Origin of the sequence: Acidovorax soli (assembly GCF_900107605.1) — a bacterium.
Classification (GTDB): domain Bacteria; phylum Pseudomonadota; class Gammaproteobacteria; order Burkholderiales; family Burkholderiaceae_C; genus Acidovorax; species Acidovorax soli.
This window is the reverse complement of record NZ_FNQJ01000005.1, coordinates 78,680-95,499: the sequence shown is the minus strand read 5'-3', so window position 1 is coordinate 95,499 and position 16,820 is coordinate 78,680. Positions and strand designations below refer to the sequence as shown.

17 protein-coding genes are annotated in these 16,820 nt (G+C 65.6%); 5 read left to right on the top strand and 12 right to left on the bottom strand.

Annotated elements, in window-relative coordinates; all coding sequences use genetic code 11:
- Positions 1 to 70 precede the first annotated feature (70 nt).
- The 5 genes from BLW02_RS06150 to BLW02_RS06130 all read left to right on the top strand — a co-directional run bounded on the left by BLW02_RS06150 (position 71) and on the right by BLW02_RS06130 (position 6,330).
- A complete protein-coding gene (locus BLW02_RS06150) occupies positions 71 to 1,399 on the top strand; it encodes an ABC transporter substrate-binding protein (protein ID WP_026436225.1) in 1,329 nt (442 codons plus the stop codon).
- Between the two features lie 225 nt (positions 1,400 to 1,624).
- A complete protein-coding gene (locus BLW02_RS06145; protein WP_092697551.1) occupies positions 1,625 to 2,434 on the top strand; it encodes an ABC transporter ATP-binding protein in 810 nt (269 codons plus the stop codon).
- Between the two features lie 225 nt (positions 2,435 to 2,659).
- Complete coding sequence (locus BLW02_RS06140; protein ID WP_092697493.1) at positions 2,660 to 3,907, top strand: phenylacetate--CoA ligase family protein; 1,248 nt, start codon at positions 2,660 to 2,662, stop codon at positions 3,905 to 3,907.
- A 232-nt stretch (positions 3,908 to 4,139) separates the two neighbouring features.
- Complete coding sequence (locus BLW02_RS06135) at positions 4,140 to 5,126, top strand: tripartite tricarboxylate transporter substrate-binding protein (protein ID WP_092697492.1); 987 nt, start codon at positions 4,140 to 4,142, stop codon at positions 5,124 to 5,126.
- Positions 5,127 to 5,304: 178 nt separating this feature from the next.
- Positions 5,305 to 6,330 (top strand): Bug family tripartite tricarboxylate transporter substrate binding protein, encoded by a 1,026-nt coding sequence (locus BLW02_RS06130; protein ID WP_092697491.1) that lies wholly within the window; start codon positions 5,305 to 5,307, stop codon positions 6,328 to 6,330.
- 34 nt (positions 6,331 to 6,364) lie between these two features.
- Here the strand turns inward: BLW02_RS06130 and BLW02_RS06125 are convergent, their stop codons facing one another.
- The 12 genes from BLW02_RS06125 to BLW02_RS06070 form a co-directional block, all read right to left on the bottom strand.
- The gene (locus BLW02_RS06125) at positions 6,365 to 6,682 is read right to left on the bottom strand and encodes a DUF1840 domain-containing protein (protein WP_092697490.1); all 318 of its coding nucleotides are present in this window, start codon (positions 6,680 to 6,682) and stop codon (positions 6,365 to 6,367) included.
- Positions 6,643 to 7,959, bottom strand: coding sequence for a class I SAM-dependent methyltransferase (locus BLW02_RS06120; RefSeq protein ID WP_092697489.1), 1,317 nt, complete (start codon positions 7,957 to 7,959; stop codon positions 6,643 to 6,645). The genes BLW02_RS06125 and BLW02_RS06120 overlap by 40 nt, the downstream gene beginning before the upstream one ends.
- A gap of 279 nt (positions 7,960 to 8,238) precedes the next feature.
- Positions 8,239 to 8,826, bottom strand: a complete 588-nt coding sequence (locus BLW02_RS06115; RefSeq protein ID WP_092697488.1) for a phosphonate degradation HD-domain oxygenase — start codon at positions 8,824 to 8,826, stop codon at positions 8,239 to 8,241.
- A 19-nt stretch (positions 8,827 to 8,845) separates the two neighbouring features.
- Positions 8,846 to 9,652, bottom strand: coding sequence for a phosphonate ABC transporter, permease protein PhnE (phnE, locus tag BLW02_RS06110; protein ID WP_092697487.1), 807 nt, complete (start codon positions 9,650 to 9,652; stop codon positions 8,846 to 8,848).
- A 77-nt stretch (positions 9,653 to 9,729) separates the two neighbouring features.
- Positions 9,730 to 10,674 carry a phosphonate ABC transporter substrate-binding protein gene (phnD, locus tag BLW02_RS06105; protein ID WP_092697486.1) on the bottom strand — a complete coding sequence of 315 codons (945 nt, stop codon included), beginning with the start codon at positions 10,672 to 10,674 and terminating at the stop codon, positions 9,730 to 9,732.
- 37 nt (positions 10,675 to 10,711) lie between these two features.
- The gene (gene phnC / locus BLW02_RS06100; protein ID WP_092697485.1) at positions 10,712 to 11,572 is read right to left on the bottom strand and encodes a phosphonate ABC transporter ATP-binding protein; all 861 of its coding nucleotides are present in this window, start codon (positions 11,570 to 11,572) and stop codon (positions 10,712 to 10,714) included.
- 95 nt (positions 11,573 to 11,667) lie between these two features.
- Positions 11,668 to 12,822, bottom strand: a complete 1,155-nt coding sequence (locus BLW02_RS06095) for an alpha-D-ribose 1-methylphosphonate 5-triphosphate diphosphatase (protein ID WP_092697484.1) — start codon at positions 12,820 to 12,822, stop codon at positions 11,668 to 11,670.
- Positions 12,819 to 13,538, bottom strand: coding sequence for a phosphonate C-P lyase system protein PhnL (phnL, locus tag BLW02_RS06090; RefSeq protein WP_092697483.1), 720 nt, complete (start codon positions 13,536 to 13,538; stop codon positions 12,819 to 12,821). The genes BLW02_RS06095 and phnL overlap by 4 nt, the downstream gene beginning before the upstream one ends.
- On the bottom strand, positions 13,535 to 14,323 hold the full coding sequence (gene phnK, locus BLW02_RS06085; protein WP_026436237.1) for a phosphonate C-P lyase system protein PhnK: 789 nt from the start codon (positions 14,321 to 14,323) through the stop codon (positions 13,535 to 13,537). The genes phnL and phnK overlap by 4 nt, the downstream gene beginning before the upstream one ends.
- Complete coding sequence (locus BLW02_RS06080; protein ID WP_092697482.1) at positions 14,320 to 14,781, bottom strand: GNAT family N-acetyltransferase; 462 nt, start codon at positions 14,779 to 14,781, stop codon at positions 14,320 to 14,322. Before BLW02_RS06080 ends, phnK begins: the two co-directional genes overlap by 4 nt.
- The gene (locus BLW02_RS06075) at positions 14,778 to 15,710 is read right to left on the bottom strand and encodes an alpha-D-ribose 1-methylphosphonate 5-phosphate C-P-lyase PhnJ (RefSeq protein ID WP_425285647.1); all 933 of its coding nucleotides are present in this window, start codon (positions 15,708 to 15,710) and stop codon (positions 14,778 to 14,780) included. Before BLW02_RS06075 ends, BLW02_RS06080 begins: the two co-directional genes overlap by 4 nt.
- Complete coding sequence (locus tag BLW02_RS06070) at positions 15,707 to 16,819, bottom strand: carbon-phosphorus lyase complex subunit (protein ID WP_092697480.1); 1,113 nt, start codon at positions 16,817 to 16,819, stop codon at positions 15,707 to 15,709. The genes BLW02_RS06075 and BLW02_RS06070 overlap by 4 nt, the downstream gene beginning before the upstream one ends.
- Between the last annotated feature and the right edge of the window lies 1 nt (position 16,820).

The window sequence follows — 16,820 nt, the reverse complement described above, 5'->3', positions numbered from 1 at the left end:
TTGCCGCGTTAACTGTCTGTCCATCTGGTTTTCCCCCGTGCTTCAACACATTCATCCAAAGGAGACATCCATGAAGCTTTCGAAACTCGTGATCGCTGCCGCAGTGGTCGCCGCAGGCGCGTCGTCCGTCACGACCAGTGCCTTCGCGCAAGCCAAGGAGCAGTTCTTCCCGCTGCTGTCCTACCGTACCGGCCCCTATGCACCCAACGGCGTGCCATGGGCCAACGGCAAGCAGGACTACATCAAGATGATCAACGCGCGCGACGGCGGCATCAACGGCGTCAAGCTCACCTTTGAAGAGTGTGAAACCGGCTATGCCACCGACCGCGGCGTGGAATGCTACGAACGCCTCAAGAGCAAGCCCGGCGTCTCGCTGTTCGACCCCCAGGCCACCGGCATCACGTTTGCACTGACCGAAAAAGCCCCCGTGGACAAGATCCCGCTGATGACGCTGGGCTACGGCCTGTCGGTGGCGCAGGACGGCCAGGCGTTCAAATGGAACTTCCCCTACATGGGCAGTTACTGGACGGGTGCCGACATCCTGATCCAGCACCTGGGCAAGGCCAACGGCGGGCTGGACAAGCTCAAGGGCAAGAAGATCGCCCTCGTGTACCACGACAGCCCGTTCGGCAAAGAACCGATCCCGCTGCTGCAGGAACGCGCCAAGATGCATGGCTTCGAGCTGCAGATGCTGCCCGTGACCGCACCCGGCGTGGAACAGAAAGCCACCTGGCTGCAGGTGCGCCAGAGCCGTCCCGACTACGTGCTGCTGTGGGGCTGGGGCGTCATGAACTCCACCGCACTGAAGGAAGCCCAGGCCACGGGCTACCCGCGCGACAAGATGTACGGCGTGTGGTGGGCCGGTGCCGAACCCGACGTGCGCGATGTGGGCGAAGGCGCCAAGGGCTACAACGCGCTGGCGCTCAACGGCTATGGCACGCAGTCCAAGGTCATCCAGGACATCCTCAAGAACGTGCACGACAAGGGCCAGGGCACGGGACCCAAGGATGAAGTGGGCTCGGTGCTGTACACCCGCGGCGTGATCATCCAGATGCTGGCCGTCGAGGCCGTGCGCCGCGCGCAGGAGCGCTTCGGCAAGGGCAAGGTCATGACCGGCGAACAAGTGCGCTGGGGCATGGAGAACCTGTCCCTCGACCAGAAGAAGCTGGATGCGCTGGGCTTCAAGGACCTGATGCGTCCGCTGTCCACCAGCTGCGCCGACCACATGGGTTCCACCTGGGCACGGGTGCACACCTGGGATGGCAAGAAGTTCAACTTCTCGTCCGACTGGTACCAGGCCGACGAGCAGATCCTGAAGCCCATGGTCAAGGCGGGTGCCGACAAGTACCTGGCGGACAAGAAGATGACGCGCCGGGATGCGGGGGATTGCCAATCTTGAGGACATCCCCCTGAGGCGCTGACGCGCCTTCCCCCTTCTCTCTTAGCGCTTCGCGCTGCGGGAAGGGGGACAACGCCAGCGCGGCGGGGCGGCCCTTGCGCGGCGTTCCTGGCCTGGGCAGCGACAGTTTTTACGGCCAGTGATCAGCGGTTGCTCCTGCGGGCAGCCGCCAATCGAAAGGGTTGCAAGCACAGCCCTCCCGATTGGCACAGCGAAGGCAACACCATGGACTCTCAAAAAATCGTTCTCAACGTCAACGGCATCGAGGTCATCTACAACCACGTGATCCTGGTACTCAAGGGCGTCTCGCTGCAGGTGCCCGAGGGCGCCATTGTGGCGATTCTGGGGGGCAACGGCGCCGGCAAGACCACCACGCTGCGCGCCATCTCCAACCTGCTCAAGGGCGAGCGCGGCGAGGTCACCAAGGGCACGATCGAGCTGCGCGGTGAGCGCATTGAAAACCTCTCGCCCGCGGATCTGGTCAAACGCGGTGTGGTGCAGGTCATGGAAGGCCGCCACTGTTTCGCCCACCTGACCATCGAAGAGAACCTGATGACGGGCTCGTACACCCGCACCAGCAAGGCCGAGGTCGCGGCCAACCTGGAGAAGGTCTACAACTACTTTCCGCGCCTGAAGACGCGCCGCACCTCGCAGGCCGCCTACACCTCGGGCGGCGAGCAGCAGATGTGCGCCATCGGCCGCGCGCTCATGGCCAACCCCAGCGTGGTGCTGCTCGACGAACCCTCGATGGGGCTGGCGCCGCAGATCGTGGAGGAGGTGTTCAACATCGTGAAAGACCTCAATGCCAAGGAGAAGGTGACCTTCCTGCTGGCCGAGCAGAACACCAACATGGCACTCCAATATGCCGACTACGGCTACATCATGGAAAGCGGCCGCGTGGTGATGGACGGCGCTGCCACCGATCTGGCCAACAACGAGGACGTCAAGGAGTTCTACCTGGGCGTGGGCGGCGGCGAGCGCAAGAGCTTCAAGGACGTCAAGAGCTACAAGCGCCGCAAGCGCTGGCTTGCTTGACGTGCCCCCTGAGGCGCTGTCGCGCCTTCCCCCTCAGGGGGACGCACCCGGTGGCCTGGCAAAGCCAGTTCCACGGGTGCGCTGGGATGAGCGCAGCGCCAGTTTGAGACGCCGAGTCCGCAATCAACGCCATACCGAAAACTCCTAAATTCATAGCTAATTGCGTTTTATAGATGAGCGCTAGCGGTCAATTTCATTCAAATCTATTGCACTGGAACCCTTTGCATGAACACGTTCTACGACGCCCTGGAAACCCGCGACCCGGCACAACGCGAAGCCCAACTGATGGCGACCCTGCCTGCGCAGATCGCCCATGCGCAGCGCCATTCGGCCGCCTTGGGCCAGATCCTGCAAGGCGTGGATGCGGCCAGCGTCACCAGCCGCGCTGCACTGGCGCTGCTGCCGGTCACGCGCAAGCACGAGCTTCAGGAGCGCCAGCAGGCCGGGCGCGCCGACAACGTTTTTGGCGGATTTGCCACCATTGGTTTCGGCGCTGCCATGCCGCGCGTTTTCTCCAGCCCCGGCCCGCTCTACGAGCCCGAGAGCACTCGCCGCGACTACTGGCGCATGGCGCGCGCGCTGTACGCCGCCGGTTTTCGCGCCGGCGAGCTGGCCCACAACTGCTTCAGCTACCACTTCGTGCCAGCCGGCTCGATGATGGAAAACGGCGCCCATGCACTGGGCTGCACGGTGTTTCCGGGCGGTACCGGCCAGACCGAGCAGCAGGTGCAGGCCATGGCCGAGCTGCGCCCGGCGGGCTACATCGGCACACCGAGCTTTCTCAAGCTGATCCTTGAAAAAGCCGCCGAACTCCAGCAGCCCCTGCCCAGCGTGACCAAGGCCCTGCTGTCGGCAGAAGCCTTTCCGCCGTCGCTGCGCGACTGGTTCGCCGAACGCGGCATCGCTGGTTACCAGTGCTACGGCACGGCCGACCTGGGCCTGATTGCCTACGAAACCGCGGCGCGCGAAGGCCTGGTGCTGGACGAAGGCGTGATCGTCGAGATCGTGCGCCCCGGCACGGGAGACCCGGTGCCCGAGGGCGAGGTGGGCGAAATCGTGGTGACCACCCTGAACCCCGACTATCCGCTGGTCCGTTTTGGCACCGGCGATCTCTCCGCCGTGTTGCCCGGCTTTTGCCCCACCGGCCGCACCAGCACCCGCATCAAGGGCTGGATGGGGCGCGCCGATCAGACCACCAAGGTGCGCGGCATGTTCGTGCACCCAGCGCAGGTCGCCGCCATCGCGCGCCGGTTTCCGCAGGTGCTGCGGGCCCGGCTGGTGGTGAGCGGCGAGATGGCCAGCGACCAGATGGTGCTGCAGGTCGAAACGCACGAAACCGCCGAGGGCTTTGCACGCCAGCTCGCCGACGTTGTACGCGAGGTGACCAAGCTGCGCAGCGAGGTGCAGATGGTGGCCCCGGGCTCCCTGCCCAACGATGGCCGCGTCATTGAAGACGCGCGCAGCTATCGCTGAAAAACATGCCCGCGCCCCCCCCCGAATGCGGGTTGCGCAGGCGAGCGCAGGACACAGAACGCATCAGCGTTTACCCTTATAAAGCTATCAATTACATAGCTATAAAACTCCATACATATTAGTTTTCGAGGTTTATTAATTTAATTCATATCCGACAAGCTTTAAGTGATTTCCTCAATACCCCTTTGAGGCGGCCTCGTTATCATGGCGCGTCAAATTACCGGAGCGTTCCATGAAAACGATGCTGAAACTCGCACTGCTCGCCACCGCAGCAGCCGCCACACTGGGCGCACAAGCCCAGGATTATCCCGCCAAGGACAAGACCGTCACCCTGGTGGTGCCCTTTACCGCGGGCGGCCCCACAGACCGCGTAGCCCGTGACCTCGCAGAAGCCCTGCGCAAGCCGCTGGGCGCCAACGTGGTCGTGGACAACACGGCAGGCGCCGGCAGCTCGATCGGCGCAGCCCGCGTGGCCCGCGCAACCCCCGATGGCTACACGCTGCTGCTCAACCACATTGGCATGTCCACCATGCCTGCGCTGTACCGCAAGCTGTCGTTCAGCGTGCCCAACGATTTCGAGTACCTGGGCATGGTCAATGATGTGCCCATGACGCTGATCGCCCGGCCCAACATCCCGGCGAACAACATGAAGGAACTCACTGCCTGGATTGACCAGAACAAGGGCAAGATCAATCTGGGCAACGCGGGTCTGGGCGCGGCCTCTCACCTGTGCGGCCTGATGTTCCAGAACGCCATGCATGTCGAAATGACCACGGTGCCCTACAAGGGCACGGCGCCGGCCATCACCGACCTGATCGGTGGCCAGATCGACCTGCTGTGCGACCAGACCACCAACACCACGTCGCAGATCGAAGGCAAGAAGGTCAAGGCCTTTGCCGTGACAACCGCCAAACGCCTGAAGACACCGGCACTCAAGGACCTGCCCACGCTGGCTGAGTCGGGGCTGAAGAATTTTGAAGTGACCATCTGGCACGGCCTGTACGCGCCCAAGGGCACGCCAGCCGCCGTTGTGACCAAAATCAACGACGCCCTGAAGGTGGCCTTGAAGGACCCCGACTTCATCAAGAAGCAGGAAGGCCTGGGCGCCGTGGTGGTGACCGACAAGCGCGTCGAACCCGCTGAGCACAAGAAATTCGTGCAGGCCGAGATCGACAAGTGGGGCGCCGTCATCAAGGCCGCCGGTACCTACGCCGACTGAGCCCGTCCCGCTTTCAGCTTGGACACAGCCAGCCGCCTGCCCCTTGGGGCCAGGCGGCTTTTTTCTGGCGCGGACCCACGCGTACACGGCTGCACGCGCCGCATGGTTGGGGTTATCCACCTGCACGGCTGCGCCCGGGACGCGTAGAACCCAGGGGTCTCCCACTGAAAGGAAGTTCATGGCCTTGTTCATCCACCCGCCCCGCCGTCAAAGCCTTGCAGCCATGGTGGCGCTCTCCCTGGGTTGCGCCCTCGCTGCGCTGCCGGCCGCCCATGCCCAGGGCACCTGGCCCACCAAGCCGGTGCGCATCGTCGTACCCTTCGCACCGGGCGGCACCACGGACATCCTGGCGCGCGCGCTGGTACCGGACCTGAGCCGTGCGTTCGGCCAGCAGTTCATCGTGGACAACCGGGCAGGCGCGGGCGGCAACGTCGGCGCGGAAATCGTGGCCAAGTCCCCGGCAGACGGCTACACGCTGCTGATGGGCACCGTCGGTACGCACGGCATCAACCGCGCGCTCTACGCCAAGCTGCCTTACGATCCCATCAAGGATTTTGTGCCGGTGACGCTGGTGGCCGCCGTGCCCAACGTGATGGTGATGAACACCGACAAGGCCAAGGCCCTGGGGGTGAACAATGTGCAGGATTTCATCCGGGCGGCCAAGGCCAGCCCGGGAAAGATGAACATGGCATCGAGCGGCAACGGCACCTCCATCCATCTGGCTGGCGAGCTCTTCAAGAGCATGACGGGCACCTACATGCTGCATCTGCCGTACCGCGGCTCGGGGCCGGCACTGATGGACATGGTGGCCGGCAATGCCGATGTCATGTTTGACAACCTGCCCTCGTCGATGGCGCAGATCAAGGCCGGCAAGCTGGTTGCGCTGGCGGTGACCAGCAGCCAGCGCTCTGCGGCCCTTCCCGATGTGCCCACGGTGGAGCAGGCCGGCGGCCCGGCGCTCAAGGGCTATGAAGCCAGTTCGTGGTTTGGGCTGCTGGCGCCGGCAGGCACGCCGCCCGACATCGTCAACCGTGTCCAGCAGGAAGTCGCCAAGGCCCTGGCATCACCGGGCATGAAAGAGCGCTTGATGGCACAGGGGGCCATTCCCGGCGGCAACACGCCCACCGAGTTTGCCCGGCATATCGACAATGAGCACCGCAAATGGGCGGGCGTGGTGAAAGCCTCTGGCGCAAAGGTCGACTGACTTGCACGCGGCAGGGGTCCCTGCGTGCACCGCGTCAGGCGCCCCACACCACGTCGCGCTCCTCGGCGACCGAGCGGCGCAGCATTTCGAGAAACGGCGCCGCACGCTGGCGAAGGCGCACGGTGTCCGGGCGCTCCGCGCCATCCTCGTCGGCCTGTTCCTGGGCAACGGCGGCAAGGGCCTCGTCGGCTGCAACGGCAGCTTCCAGCGCAGCCATGGCACCAGGGATCTGTGCGGCCGTGATGATGCCGCTGGTGCCTGGGGTCTTGCCAATGATCTGAAGGATCTGGCGCCCTTGGGGTTCGAGCATGATCAGATCGGGGGCTGATCGGGACTTGAATTTATAGAGCATACAGCGGAGTCCTTGGTGTACATGTAATCGCGCGTGAACGGATACGCCGATTGTGCGCCGGTCATGGTGCCAGAGCGCATGTCGCCATCGGGGCGCACTGCCAGTATCTGGTGCAATGCCATCCAGCCGCGCTCAAACCCCAGCGCACTACCCGCCAGATACAGGCGATAGGCGCGCAGCGTCTTGTCCGCTTGCTCGGCTGTGGCCTGCTGCTGCAACACCTCGCGGGCGGGCTCCAGCACGGCTTCCAGCGCATCGGACCAGGCCCACAGCGTGCGGGCGTAATGGGGCCGCAGATTCTCGGTGTCCACCATCTCCAGCCCGGCCTGCGCCAGGTCGTGCAGCACGGCGCTGGCATGGAGCAGCTCGCCGCCCGGGAAAATGTACTGCTCGATGAAATCGCCCATGCCGGCGCCCAGCTGGACGTTGTCCACGCCACCGGCGGTGATGCCGTGGTTGAGCAGCAAGCCGCCCGGGCGCAGGAGCTTGCGCACGGCGACAAAGTAGGCGTGCATCTTCGCCCGCCCCACATGCTCAAACATGCCGACAGAGGCCACCTTGTCAAAGGGCTGCCCGGCCTGCAGTTCACGGTAGTCGCACAACTGCACGCGCACGCGCCCCTGGAGCCCGCGCGCCGTGATGAGTTGCTGCACATGCACATGCTGGTTGCGCGACAGGGTGATGCCGGTCGCGTCCACGCCATAGTGCTCTGCCGCCCACAGCAGCAGCGCCCCCCAGCCAGCGCCAATGTCCAGAAAGCGCTCACCCGGCTGCAGGCGCAGCTTGCGGCAGATCAGGTCCAGCTTGGCCTCCTGCGCGCGCGCCAGCGTCATGCCGGGGTGGCAAAAATAGGCACACGAATACACCCTGCGTGGATCCAGCCACAGGGCATAGAAATCATCCGACAGGTCATAGTGGAACCGCACATGGCGGGCATCGTGCTGGAGCGTGTGCACCGCCATCGATCTGGCGCGCGCCAGCACACGGTGCCACCAATGCTGGTGCGGGTCCTGCACCGGGCTGGTTGCCAGCAACCCGGCGGCAGCTGCCATCAATTCGCGCATGCTGCCTTCCAGCGCCACCTTGCCCTCGACAATCGCTGCGCCGACGTTCCCGATCTCACCCGTGGCCAGCGCCACCAGCGCCATGCGGTCCCGAAACCAGAGCGTGACGGCCGCGTTGCGCGCCCCCAGCCGCTGCCCTGCCGGCAACTGAACCGCCATGCGGACCGGCAGCGCCTCCAGCCGCCCCTCCAGGATGCGCAGCAAGTGTTTCATGGTTGTGCATTCTTGAAGCTGGCGGCCGGCACGTCAACACCTTGCCTGGCCGGCGGCGCTCGCCGGCCGCCGACACGGGCCGATCACGCGCCAGGGCAGCAGCATGGGTTCGATGCTTTTACCTTGGCTTGCTTCCACGCCAGGCCCCTCCAAGATGCCGATGCGCGCGTCGGGCCTTCGCCGTTGGGATACGGCAGGCCCCGATGCATGGCCCATGGTGGGCCGACGCCATCGGCCCACGCCGCGCGAAGCTCGCTGCCGCCCGGAGCAGCGGGTTCGTCAGGCAGATACGGCGCCAGGCACCTGACTGGCCAGCGCATGCCGCGCGGTGACCGTTGCCATCACACCCATGAAATGCCCGAACGCGGGCGTCGCGCGGCCGGGCACCTTGGCGGCATCGTCGTAGCGGCGCAGCCGGATGGCTTCGCTGGCGAATGGCTGGGAGGCAAATTGCACCGCCTCCTCTACCGAGTACGCACCCCCTTGCAACTCCAGGCTTTGCCGGGAAGCAGGCGACAGTGCTTCCCAGTACCCTTGTTCCATGGTGCAGAGGTAGCGCTTGGCATCGACATGCAGCCGCACGGGCTCCAGCACGGCACGTGGCAGCAGGGCCCGCAGGAAAGGCAGCGCCACATACTGGTGCAGATCATCGTGGCCCGCACGGTCTGCCGCCCCACCGTCTGGCGCCAACAGGTGTCCAATGTCATGCAGCAGCGCCGCGGCCACGGTTTCCGGCGTTTCACCGGCCAGTTCGGCCAGGTGGGCGCACTGCAACGCGTGCTCGAGCTGGCTGACGGCTTCGCGGCCATACTGCTCCTTGCCGCGGGTCACCAGCACATGCGAAATATCGATCAGGGTCAACGCCATGGGGGCTCCAGTGGCGGCGTTACACCAGGGCCTTTCGAACGCGTGCAGACACCAGGTCGATGGCACTCACGGTCACCACGATGATGAGCATCACCGCACAGGTTTCGGCATATTGAAAGCCACGGATGATTTCCCACAGCACCACGCCGATCCCCCCGGCACCCACCATGCCCACCACCGACGCGGAACGCACGTTGGCCTCGAAACGGTAGAGCGTGAATGAAATCCACAGCGGCATCACCTGCGGAATCACGCCATAGATGATTTCATGCAAGGCACTCGCCCCGGTCGAGCGGATGCCTTCCACGGGCTGGGGATCGATGGCCTCCACCGCCTCGGAAAACAGCTTGGCCAGCGTGCCCGAGGTATGGATCCACAGCGCCAGCACGCCCGCGAAAGGCCCCAGGCCCACGGCCACCACGAACAGCATGGCAAAGACCATTTCGTTGATGGCACGGAAGGTATCGAGCACGCGGCGCATCGGCTGGTACACCCACCACGGCACGATGTTGGACGAGGCCAGCAACGCCAGAGGCACGGCGGTCAGCACTGCCAGGGCCGTGCCCCACAGCGCGATCTGCAAGGTGACGAGCATCTCCTGCACATACAGCTGCCACTGCGCAAAATTGGGAGGAAAGAACTCTGCCGCATACCGTGCCATGTTGCCCGAGTCCTGCAGCAGGTCCAGAGGGCGCATGTCGGCACCCTTCCATGAAGCGGCCAGCAGCACCAGCAGAATGCCCCAGGACAGGTACCAGCCCAGGCTGCGCTTGGGTGCGGTGGCCTGGGCCAGGTGGGTGAGCGAAGGGGTCAGGGCAGAAGACATGGATATACCTGCAATCACCGGGGCGGCGGGCAGCAACTGCTGTTGTCAGCCCACCGCCGGCACAAGAGTGGAACGCTTTACTTCAGGGACGCCAGCTGCTGATCGATCTCGGCCAGGCGGGTCTTCTTCTCGGTCTCGGCCAGTGTGCTGTCGGCTTCGATCTTGTTGCGCTTGCCGAACAGGTCGAGCTGGCGGATCGGGGTGAGCTGCGCATTGCTCGACGGCTTGAAGCCCGACAGCTTGGAGATCTTCATCACGATCTCCTTCTCGCGGGGATCGGTCTTGGCGTAGTTGTAGAAGAAATTCTTGATCTTCGTCTTGGTGGCCTCGGGCAGCTCCTTGTGCATCACCAGCGGGTCGAGCGCGATGAGGGGCGAGGTCCAGACGATCTTGATGTCCTTGAACTTCTCGGGCTGCCGTTCCTGGATCTTGCCGAGGTTTTCGCTGTTGTTGGTGGCCACATCGACCTGCTTGTTGGCCACTGCCAGGGCATTGGTCTCATGGTTGGCGCTGCGCACGATCTTGAAATGCGTCTTCACGTCGACCTTGTTCTGTGCAAAGGCGTAGTAGCCAGGCACCAGGAAACCCGAGGTGGAGTTGGGGTCACCGTTGCCGAAGCTCAGCGACTTGCTGTTCTTGAGCACGTCATCCAGCGTGGCCAGGGGGCTGTCCTTGTGCACGATGAGGTGCGAGTAATAGCCCTGCGTGCCATCGGCGTTGACCATTTGGGCAAACACTTCGCCGTTGGCGCGGTCCACGGCTTCCATGGCCGATTTGTTGCCCAGCCAGGCCACCTGCACCTTGTTGAAACGCATGCCTTCGATGATGCCGGCGTAGTCGGGCGCAAAGAACGCCTTGATCTTGAAGCCGGTCTGCTGGGCCATGTCGTCGAGCAGAGGCTGCCAGTCGGCCTTGAGGTTCTGCGTGGCCTCGGTGGAGATGATGCCGAAGTTGATGTCCTGGGCAAAGGCCCCCGTCATGCCCAGGCCCAGGGCCATGGCTGCGCACAGTTTCTTGATCATGAAAACTCCCGTGAATGGAAAGAGCGAAAGAAAGGAATCAGGCCGCCTGGGCCAGGGGCGGCATCCAGCCGGCCACCGGCGAAACCGCAGGCGCGGCAGCCGAAGGCAAAGGATTCGCACCCGTCAGGATCTCGTCGGCCTGCACGCCATAGAGCTCACGCAGCAGCCCGGGGGTGAGTGCAGCGGATGGGCCGTCGTACACCACGCGGCCCTGGTGCAGTGCCACCACGCGGGGGCAGTATTTGATGGCCACATCCACCTGGTGCAGCGACACGATGACCGTGCTGCCGTCTTCGCGGTTGATGCGCGCCAGGATGTCCATGACCTTGCGCGAAGACTCGGGGTCGAGCGAGGCGATGGGCTCGTCGGCCAGCACCACCTTGGCGCCCTGCACCAGGGTGCGGGCAATGGCGGCCCGCTGCTGCTGCCCGCCCGACAGGGTGGAGGCGCGCTGGGCGTGGCAGTCGGCAATGCCGACACGGGCCAGCGCCTCCAGCGCCAACGCGCGTTCGTGCGGCCTGAACAGCCGCAGCCAGCCGCGCCAGCGCGGCGTGCGGTGCAACAGGCCCACCAGCACATTCATCAGTACCGGCAAACGGTCCACCAGGTTGAACTGCTGGAACACGAAACCCACCTGCGCCCGCACCTGGCGAATGTCACGGTGGATGCGACCACCCTGCTGCACGCAGCGGCCGTCCACCTCGATCAGCGAATCGCTGGCGCCGTCGGCCACCACCAGCCCGGCCACGTGGCGCAGCAGGGTCGATTTGCCAGAACCGGATGCACCGATCAAGGCCACCATCTCGCCACGCTGCACGGTCAGGTTGATGTCGCGCAAGGCGTGCTTGCCATTGGCAAAATGCTTGTTCAGTTGCTGTATGCGAAGTGCTGTAGACATCACATGGCCCTCAAGTCGTCTAGACAACCCAGTGTGCGGCTGCCTCATGACATGGTTTTGACAGTTGCAAGAAATTTGGGTGTCAGAAAAGGGCCTCAGAGCACCCGCATGCCCTCGCGCCACACCCCGCGCACCACGGCCTGCAGCGATCCATCCGACAGTTCGGCCATGTGCACCTGGACCAGGTCCGCGCGCAGCCCCGGCGCCAGTTCGCCCCGGTCGGTCATGCCGGCCGAGCGGGCGGGGTTGCGCGTGACGGTGGCCACCGCCTGCGGCAGGGTGAGGATGCCGTCATGCACCAGGCGCATCACCGCACTCAGCAGGCTGCCGGGCACGTAGTCGGACGAAAGAATGTCCAGCAGCCCCTGGCGCGCCAGGTCGGCCGCTGCCACATTGCCCGAGTGCGAGCCACCGCGCACCACGTTGGGGCCGCCCATCACGGTGAGCAGGCCACGCTCATGCGCAGCGCGTGCAGCGGCCAGCGTGGTCGGGAACTCCGACATCGCAGCCCCCTCGGCATGGGCCTGCGCCACATGCGCCACCGTGGTGTCGTCGTGGCTTGCCAGCGAGATGCCGTGCGTGCGGCAGTAATCCACGAAGTAGGCGCGGTGCGGCTCGGCATATTGCGCCTGCAGCGTAGCGGCATGCTCTACCTGGCGCTCGAACTTCTCGGCGCTCCAGCCCTTCTTGCCGGTGTAGTAGGTGCGCGCCTGTTCGATGTCTTCCCACTGGCGCTGGCCTGGCGTATGGTCCATCAGCGAGATCAGCGACAGGCGCGGGTGCCCGTGGAAGGGCTCGAACAGCTCGATGGTGTTGGGTGCGGGCAGTTCGCAGCGCACATGCAGGTGGTGGTCGGCGCGCAGCAGGTTGCGCTCGGTGCAGGTGGCTATGGTGTCGAGCACGCGGTTCCAGGCACTGCCGCGCAGGCTGTCCGCATCCGCCTCGCCCACGCCCAGGGCATCCAGCACCGTGGTGATGCCGGCGGCGGCGATCTCGGCGTCGTGCGCGAGCAGCGCAGGCATCTCGGCCCATTGCACCTTGGGCCGGGGCATGAGGTGGCGCTCGAAGTTGTCGGTGTGCACCTCCACCAGGCCCGGCATCAGGTAGTCGCCACCCAGGTCAAGACCTTCCAATGCCGAGCTTGCTCCGGCGTCCATCGACGCGATGCGCCCCGCGTCTGCCCGCAAAGCGCCGTGCACCACCTCGCCCGGCAGCACCAGGCGGGCGTTCTTGAAGACCATGGTGCTCATGCTGCCGCCCCCCGGAAATCGCCCACATTCACGCGGCGCGTGGCCACGGCGGCACCCACATGGGCGTCGTGGAAGATGCCCACCAAGGCGGCTCCGCGCGCCACCGCCTCGCCCATCAGGGCAATCACGGTTTCGGTGTTGGCCGCGTCCAGCGATGCCGTGGGCTCATCGAGCAGCAGCAGCGGCTTGGGCTTGATCATGTTGCGCGCGATGTTGACGCGCTGCTGCTCGCCGCCCGAAAAGGTGGCGGGCGGCAGGTGCCACAGGCGCTCGGGAATGCGCAGGCGCTCCAGCCACTGGCGTGCCTGGTCGCGCGCCGCCTCCAGCGCGGCAATGTCATCGTGGGCATCCTCGGCCAGCGGCTCGGCCACCACGTCCAGCGCCGACACCCGGGGAATCACGCGCAGGAACTGGCTGACATACCCGATGGTGTCGCGGCGCAGCTGCACCAGCGCGCGGGGCGTGGCCTGCGTCACATCCACCGCCGCGCCGCCGGGCGGCTGCACCGTGATGCTGCCAGCATTGGCGCGGTAGTTCGCGTAGATCATCTTGAGCAGCGTGCTCTTGCCCATGCCCGAGGGACCGTCGAGCACCACGCACTCGCCCGGGCTGACGGCCAGGTTCACATGGTCCAGCACGGACAGTTCAATGCCGTTGCGGTGGTGCAGGGTGAAGCGCTTGGCCACCCCTTTCATCTGGAGAATGGGAGGGTTCATGGCTGCAGTACCGAAGAGACGAGAAGCTGGGTATAGGGGTGCTGCGGGTCGTCGAGCACCTGGTCGGTGAGGCCCGACTCGACCACGCGGCCGCGCTGCATCACCACCATGCGGTGGGCCAGCAGCCGCGCCACCGCCAGGTCGTGCGTGACGATGATGGCGGCCAGCTGCATCTGCCGTGTGAGCTGGCGCAGCAGGTCCAGCAGGCGCGCCTGCACCGACACATCCAGGCCCGAGGTGGGCTCGTCCATGAACACCAGGCGGGGCTGCGTGACCAGGTTGCGGGCAATCTGCAGGCGCTGGCGCATGCCACCCGAGAAGGTGCGCGGCGCGTCGTCGATGCGCGCCGCGTCGATCTCCACGCGCTGCAGCCAGTCGGCAGCGGTGCTGCGCAGGCGGCCGTAGTGGCGCTCGCCCAGGCCCATCAGGCGTTCGCCCACGTTGGCGCCGGCCGACACATCCATGCGCAGGCCGTCCGCTGCGTTCTGGTGCACGAAGCCCCAATCGGTGCGGGCCAGCAGGCGCTGCTGGGCTTCGGTCATGGCATAGATGTCCTGCAGCTCGCCACTGCGCTGGCGGAACTGCACCGTGCCTTCGTCCGGGGCGCTGCGTGCCGCAATGGCGTTGAGCAGCGTGGACTTGCCGGATCCGGACTCGCCCACCACGGCGAGCACCTCGCCAGGCCACAGGTCAAAGGACGCGCCCTGCAGCGCCACACGGTCGCCATAGCGCTTGCTGACGTTGCGCACGCTCAGCAGCGGCGCAGCAGGTTCGGGATGGTTCATGGGAGGGTCTCGACAACAAAGCTCAGGCCGTGCTGCGCAAAGCCCAGGGATTCATAAAAGGCATGGGCGCCCGCGCGGCGGGCGTTGGACGAGAGCGCGAGCTTGTAGCAGCCCGCATCGCGCGCCTGCTGCATGGCGTGGGCCATCATCTGGCGGCCAATGCCACGGCCCTGCTGGTCCTGTGCCACGACCACGTCCTCGACGATGGCCGAGGGCGCCCCCCGGTGCGCAAGGTTGTGCATGATGAGCAGCGCATACGTGCCCACCACCGCGCCGTGCGCCGCCGCATCGCAGGCCACCCACAGGCGATAGCTGGGGTAGCGGGCAAACTGGGCCCATACGGCCTGGGCTTCTTCCAGGGTCAGCACGTCAGCGGGGCTGTCTTCAATGGCGGCATACAGGGCCAGCACGTTCTCCAGGTCGGCACGCTGGGCTTCGCGAAGGTGCACGCTGCTCATGCTGCACCGCCTTGCGCCTGCGCGGAATCGGTCGGCTGTGCCTGGCGCTCCTGGCAGTAGTCCGAGTCGGAACACACATGCATGCGGGTGCCCCGATCGTCGGTGATCACCTCGTCCAGAAAGCTGTCGGTGGCACCGCACAGCGCGCAGGCCGCATCCCAGCGCTGCACCTCGAAGGGGTGGTCGTCAAAGCCCAGGCTTTCCACCGGCGTGTAGGGCGGCACGGCGTAGATGCGCTTTTCGCGGCCGGCCCCGAACAGCTGCAGGGCCGGGCTCATGTGCAGCTTGGGGTTGTCGAACTTCGGGATCGGCGAGGGCGACATCACGTAGCGGCCATTCACCAGCACCGGGTAGTCGTAGGTGGTCGCGATATGCCCGTGGCGCGCGATGTCCTCGTAGAGCTTCACGTGCATCAGGCCGTACTCGGCCAGGCCATGCAGGGTACGGGTTTCGGTTTCGCGCGGTTCCAGCCGCTGCATGGGCTCGGGCACGGGCACCTGGTAGACGAGCACCTGGCCTTGGGTCAGCGGAGTCTCCGGAATGCGGTGGCGCGTCTGGATCAGCGTGGCCTCGGCGGTGCGCGTGGTGGTGGCCACCCCCGTGGTGCGCTCGAAGAACCGACGGATGTTGACGGCGTTCACCGTGTCGTCCGAGCCCTGGTCGATGACCTTGAGGCGATCCTGCGGGCCGATGATGGATGCGGTGACCTGGATGCCGCCCGTGCCCCAGCCATAGGGCAGCGGCATTTCGCGCGAACCAAACGGCACCTGGTAGCCCGGGATGGCGACCGCCTTCAGGATGGCGCGGCGGATCATGCGCTTGGTGCGCTCGTCCAGGTAGGCGAAGTTGAAGTGGCCGTCCACCGGCGCAGCGTCCGCGGGCAGGCCCATCACGGCGGGCATACAGTCGGGGTGATGGGGTGCATTCATGCATGGTCTCCTGGCAAGGGATCGGCAGTGGCCGCGCTGGCGGCGGCGCGCATCTTGCGCACCAGCTCCAGCTCTGCCTGGAAATCCACGTAGTGCGGCAGCTTCAGGTGCTGCACGAAGCCCGAGGCCTCCAGGCTGTCGCTGTGCGAGAGCACGAATTCCTGCATCTGCGCGGGCGAGTTGATGGCCTCGCCCAGCTCGTCGGCCCGCAGCGCGCGGTCCACCAGGCTCATCGCCATGGCCTTGCGTTCGCTGTGGCCGAATGCCAGCCCGTAGCCGCGCGTGAACTGCGGCGGCTGGCTCTTGCTGCCGGCGAACTGGTTCACCATTTCGCACTCGGTGAGCTCGATGTCGCCAATGTCGATGGCAAAGCCCAGCTCCTCGGGTTCGACCTCCACGGCCACCGTGCCCAGGCGCACCTCGCCCACAAAGGGGTGGGAGTGCGCATAGCCGCGCTGGGTGGAATAGGCCATGGCCAGCAGAAAGCCTTCGTCACCACGCGCCAGGTTCTGCAGCCGCGTGGCGCGGTCGGCCGGAAAACGCAGGGGCTCGCGTGTGAGATCGCCGGGCGTCGGATCCCCTGGAGGGGCGGTGCGGGTTTCGATGAGGCCCTCCTGGTTGAGCAGGTCCACCACGCGGGGGCTGGGCTCGGCTTGCACCGCCGTCGGCGCCGACAGTGCATGGCCATCGGCCGCCGGCCCCTGGGCCAACAAGGTGAAATCGAGCAGCCGCTGGGTGTAGTCATAGGTCGGGCCCAGCACTTGCCCGCCCGGCAGGTCCTTGAAGGTGGCGGAAATGCGGCGGTCGAGCGCCATGGCGGCGGTGTCCAGCGGACAGGTGGTGCCCAGGCGCGGCAGCGTGGCACGGTAGGCCCGCAGCAGGAAGATGGCCTCGACCAGATCACCCGACGCCTGCTTGATGGCCAGGGCCGCCAGTTCGGGGTCGTATACCGAACCTTCGGTCATCACCCGGTCCACGGCCAGCTTGAGCTGCTGGCGGATCTGCGCCACCGACAGCTCAGGCAGTGCCGAGTCGCCCCGGCGCTGCTCGGCCAGCAAACGGTAGCTGTTGAGAATGGCGGACTCTCCGCCCTTGACGGCTACATACATG

What these genes read in the sequence shown, in the direction of transcription:
- BLW02_RS06075 (WP_425285647.1), bottom strand. Translation starts at nt 15,710, where the DNA reads ATGAATGCACCCCATCACCCCGACTGTATGCCCGCCGTGATGGGCCTG.
- BLW02_RS06070 (WP_092697480.1), bottom strand. Translation starts at nt 16,819, where the DNA reads ATGTATGTAGCCGTCAAGGGCGGAGAGTCCGCCATTCTCAACAGCTAC.
- BLW02_RS06125 (WP_092697490.1), bottom strand. Translation starts at nt 6,682, where the DNA reads ATGCTCTATAAATTCAAGTCCCGATCAGCCCCCGATCTGATCATGCTC.
- phnC (WP_092697485.1), bottom strand. Translation starts at nt 11,572, where the DNA reads ATGTCTACAGCACTTCGCATACAGCAACTGAACAAGCATTTTGCCAAT.
- BLW02_RS06130 (WP_092697491.1), top strand. Translation starts at nt 5,305, where the DNA reads ATGGCCTTGTTCATCCACCCGCCCCGCCGTCAAAGCCTTGCAGCCATG.
- phnK (WP_026436237.1), bottom strand. Translation starts at nt 14,323, where the DNA reads ATGAACCATCCCGAACCTGCTGCGCCGCTGCTGAGCGTGCGCAACGTC.
- BLW02_RS06140 (WP_092697493.1), top strand. Translation starts at nt 2,660, where the DNA reads ATGAACACGTTCTACGACGCCCTGGAAACCCGCGACCCGGCACAACGC.
- BLW02_RS06095 (WP_092697484.1), bottom strand. Translation starts at nt 12,822, where the DNA reads ATGAGCACCATGGTCTTCAAGAACGCCCGCCTGGTGCTGCCGGGCGAG.
- phnL (WP_092697483.1), bottom strand. Translation starts at nt 13,538, where the DNA reads ATGAACCCTCCCATTCTCCAGATGAAAGGGGTGGCCAAGCGCTTCACC.
- BLW02_RS06080 (WP_092697482.1), bottom strand. Translation starts at nt 14,781, where the DNA reads ATGAGCAGCGTGCACCTTCGCGAAGCCCAGCGTGCCGACCTGGAGAAC.
- phnE (WP_092697487.1), bottom strand. Translation starts at nt 9,652, where the DNA reads ATGTCTTCTGCCCTGACCCCTTCGCTCACCCACCTGGCCCAGGCCACC.
- BLW02_RS06150 (WP_026436225.1), top strand. Translation starts at nt 71, where the DNA reads ATGAAGCTTTCGAAACTCGTGATCGCTGCCGCAGTGGTCGCCGCAGGC.
- BLW02_RS06120 (WP_092697489.1), bottom strand. Translation starts at nt 7,959, where the DNA reads ATGAAACACTTGCTGCGCATCCTGGAGGGGCGGCTGGAGGCGCTGCCG.
- phnD (WP_092697486.1), bottom strand. Translation starts at nt 10,674, where the DNA reads ATGATCAAGAAACTGTGCGCAGCCATGGCCCTGGGCCTGGGCATGACG.
- BLW02_RS06115 (WP_092697488.1), bottom strand. Translation starts at nt 8,826, where the DNA reads ATGGCGTTGACCCTGATCGATATTTCGCATGTGCTGGTGACCCGCGGC.
- BLW02_RS06135 (WP_092697492.1), top strand. Translation starts at nt 4,140, where the DNA reads ATGAAAACGATGCTGAAACTCGCACTGCTCGCCACCGCAGCAGCCGCC.
- BLW02_RS06145 (WP_092697551.1), top strand. Translation starts at nt 1,625, where the DNA reads ATGGACTCTCAAAAAATCGTTCTCAACGTCAACGGCATCGAGGTCATC.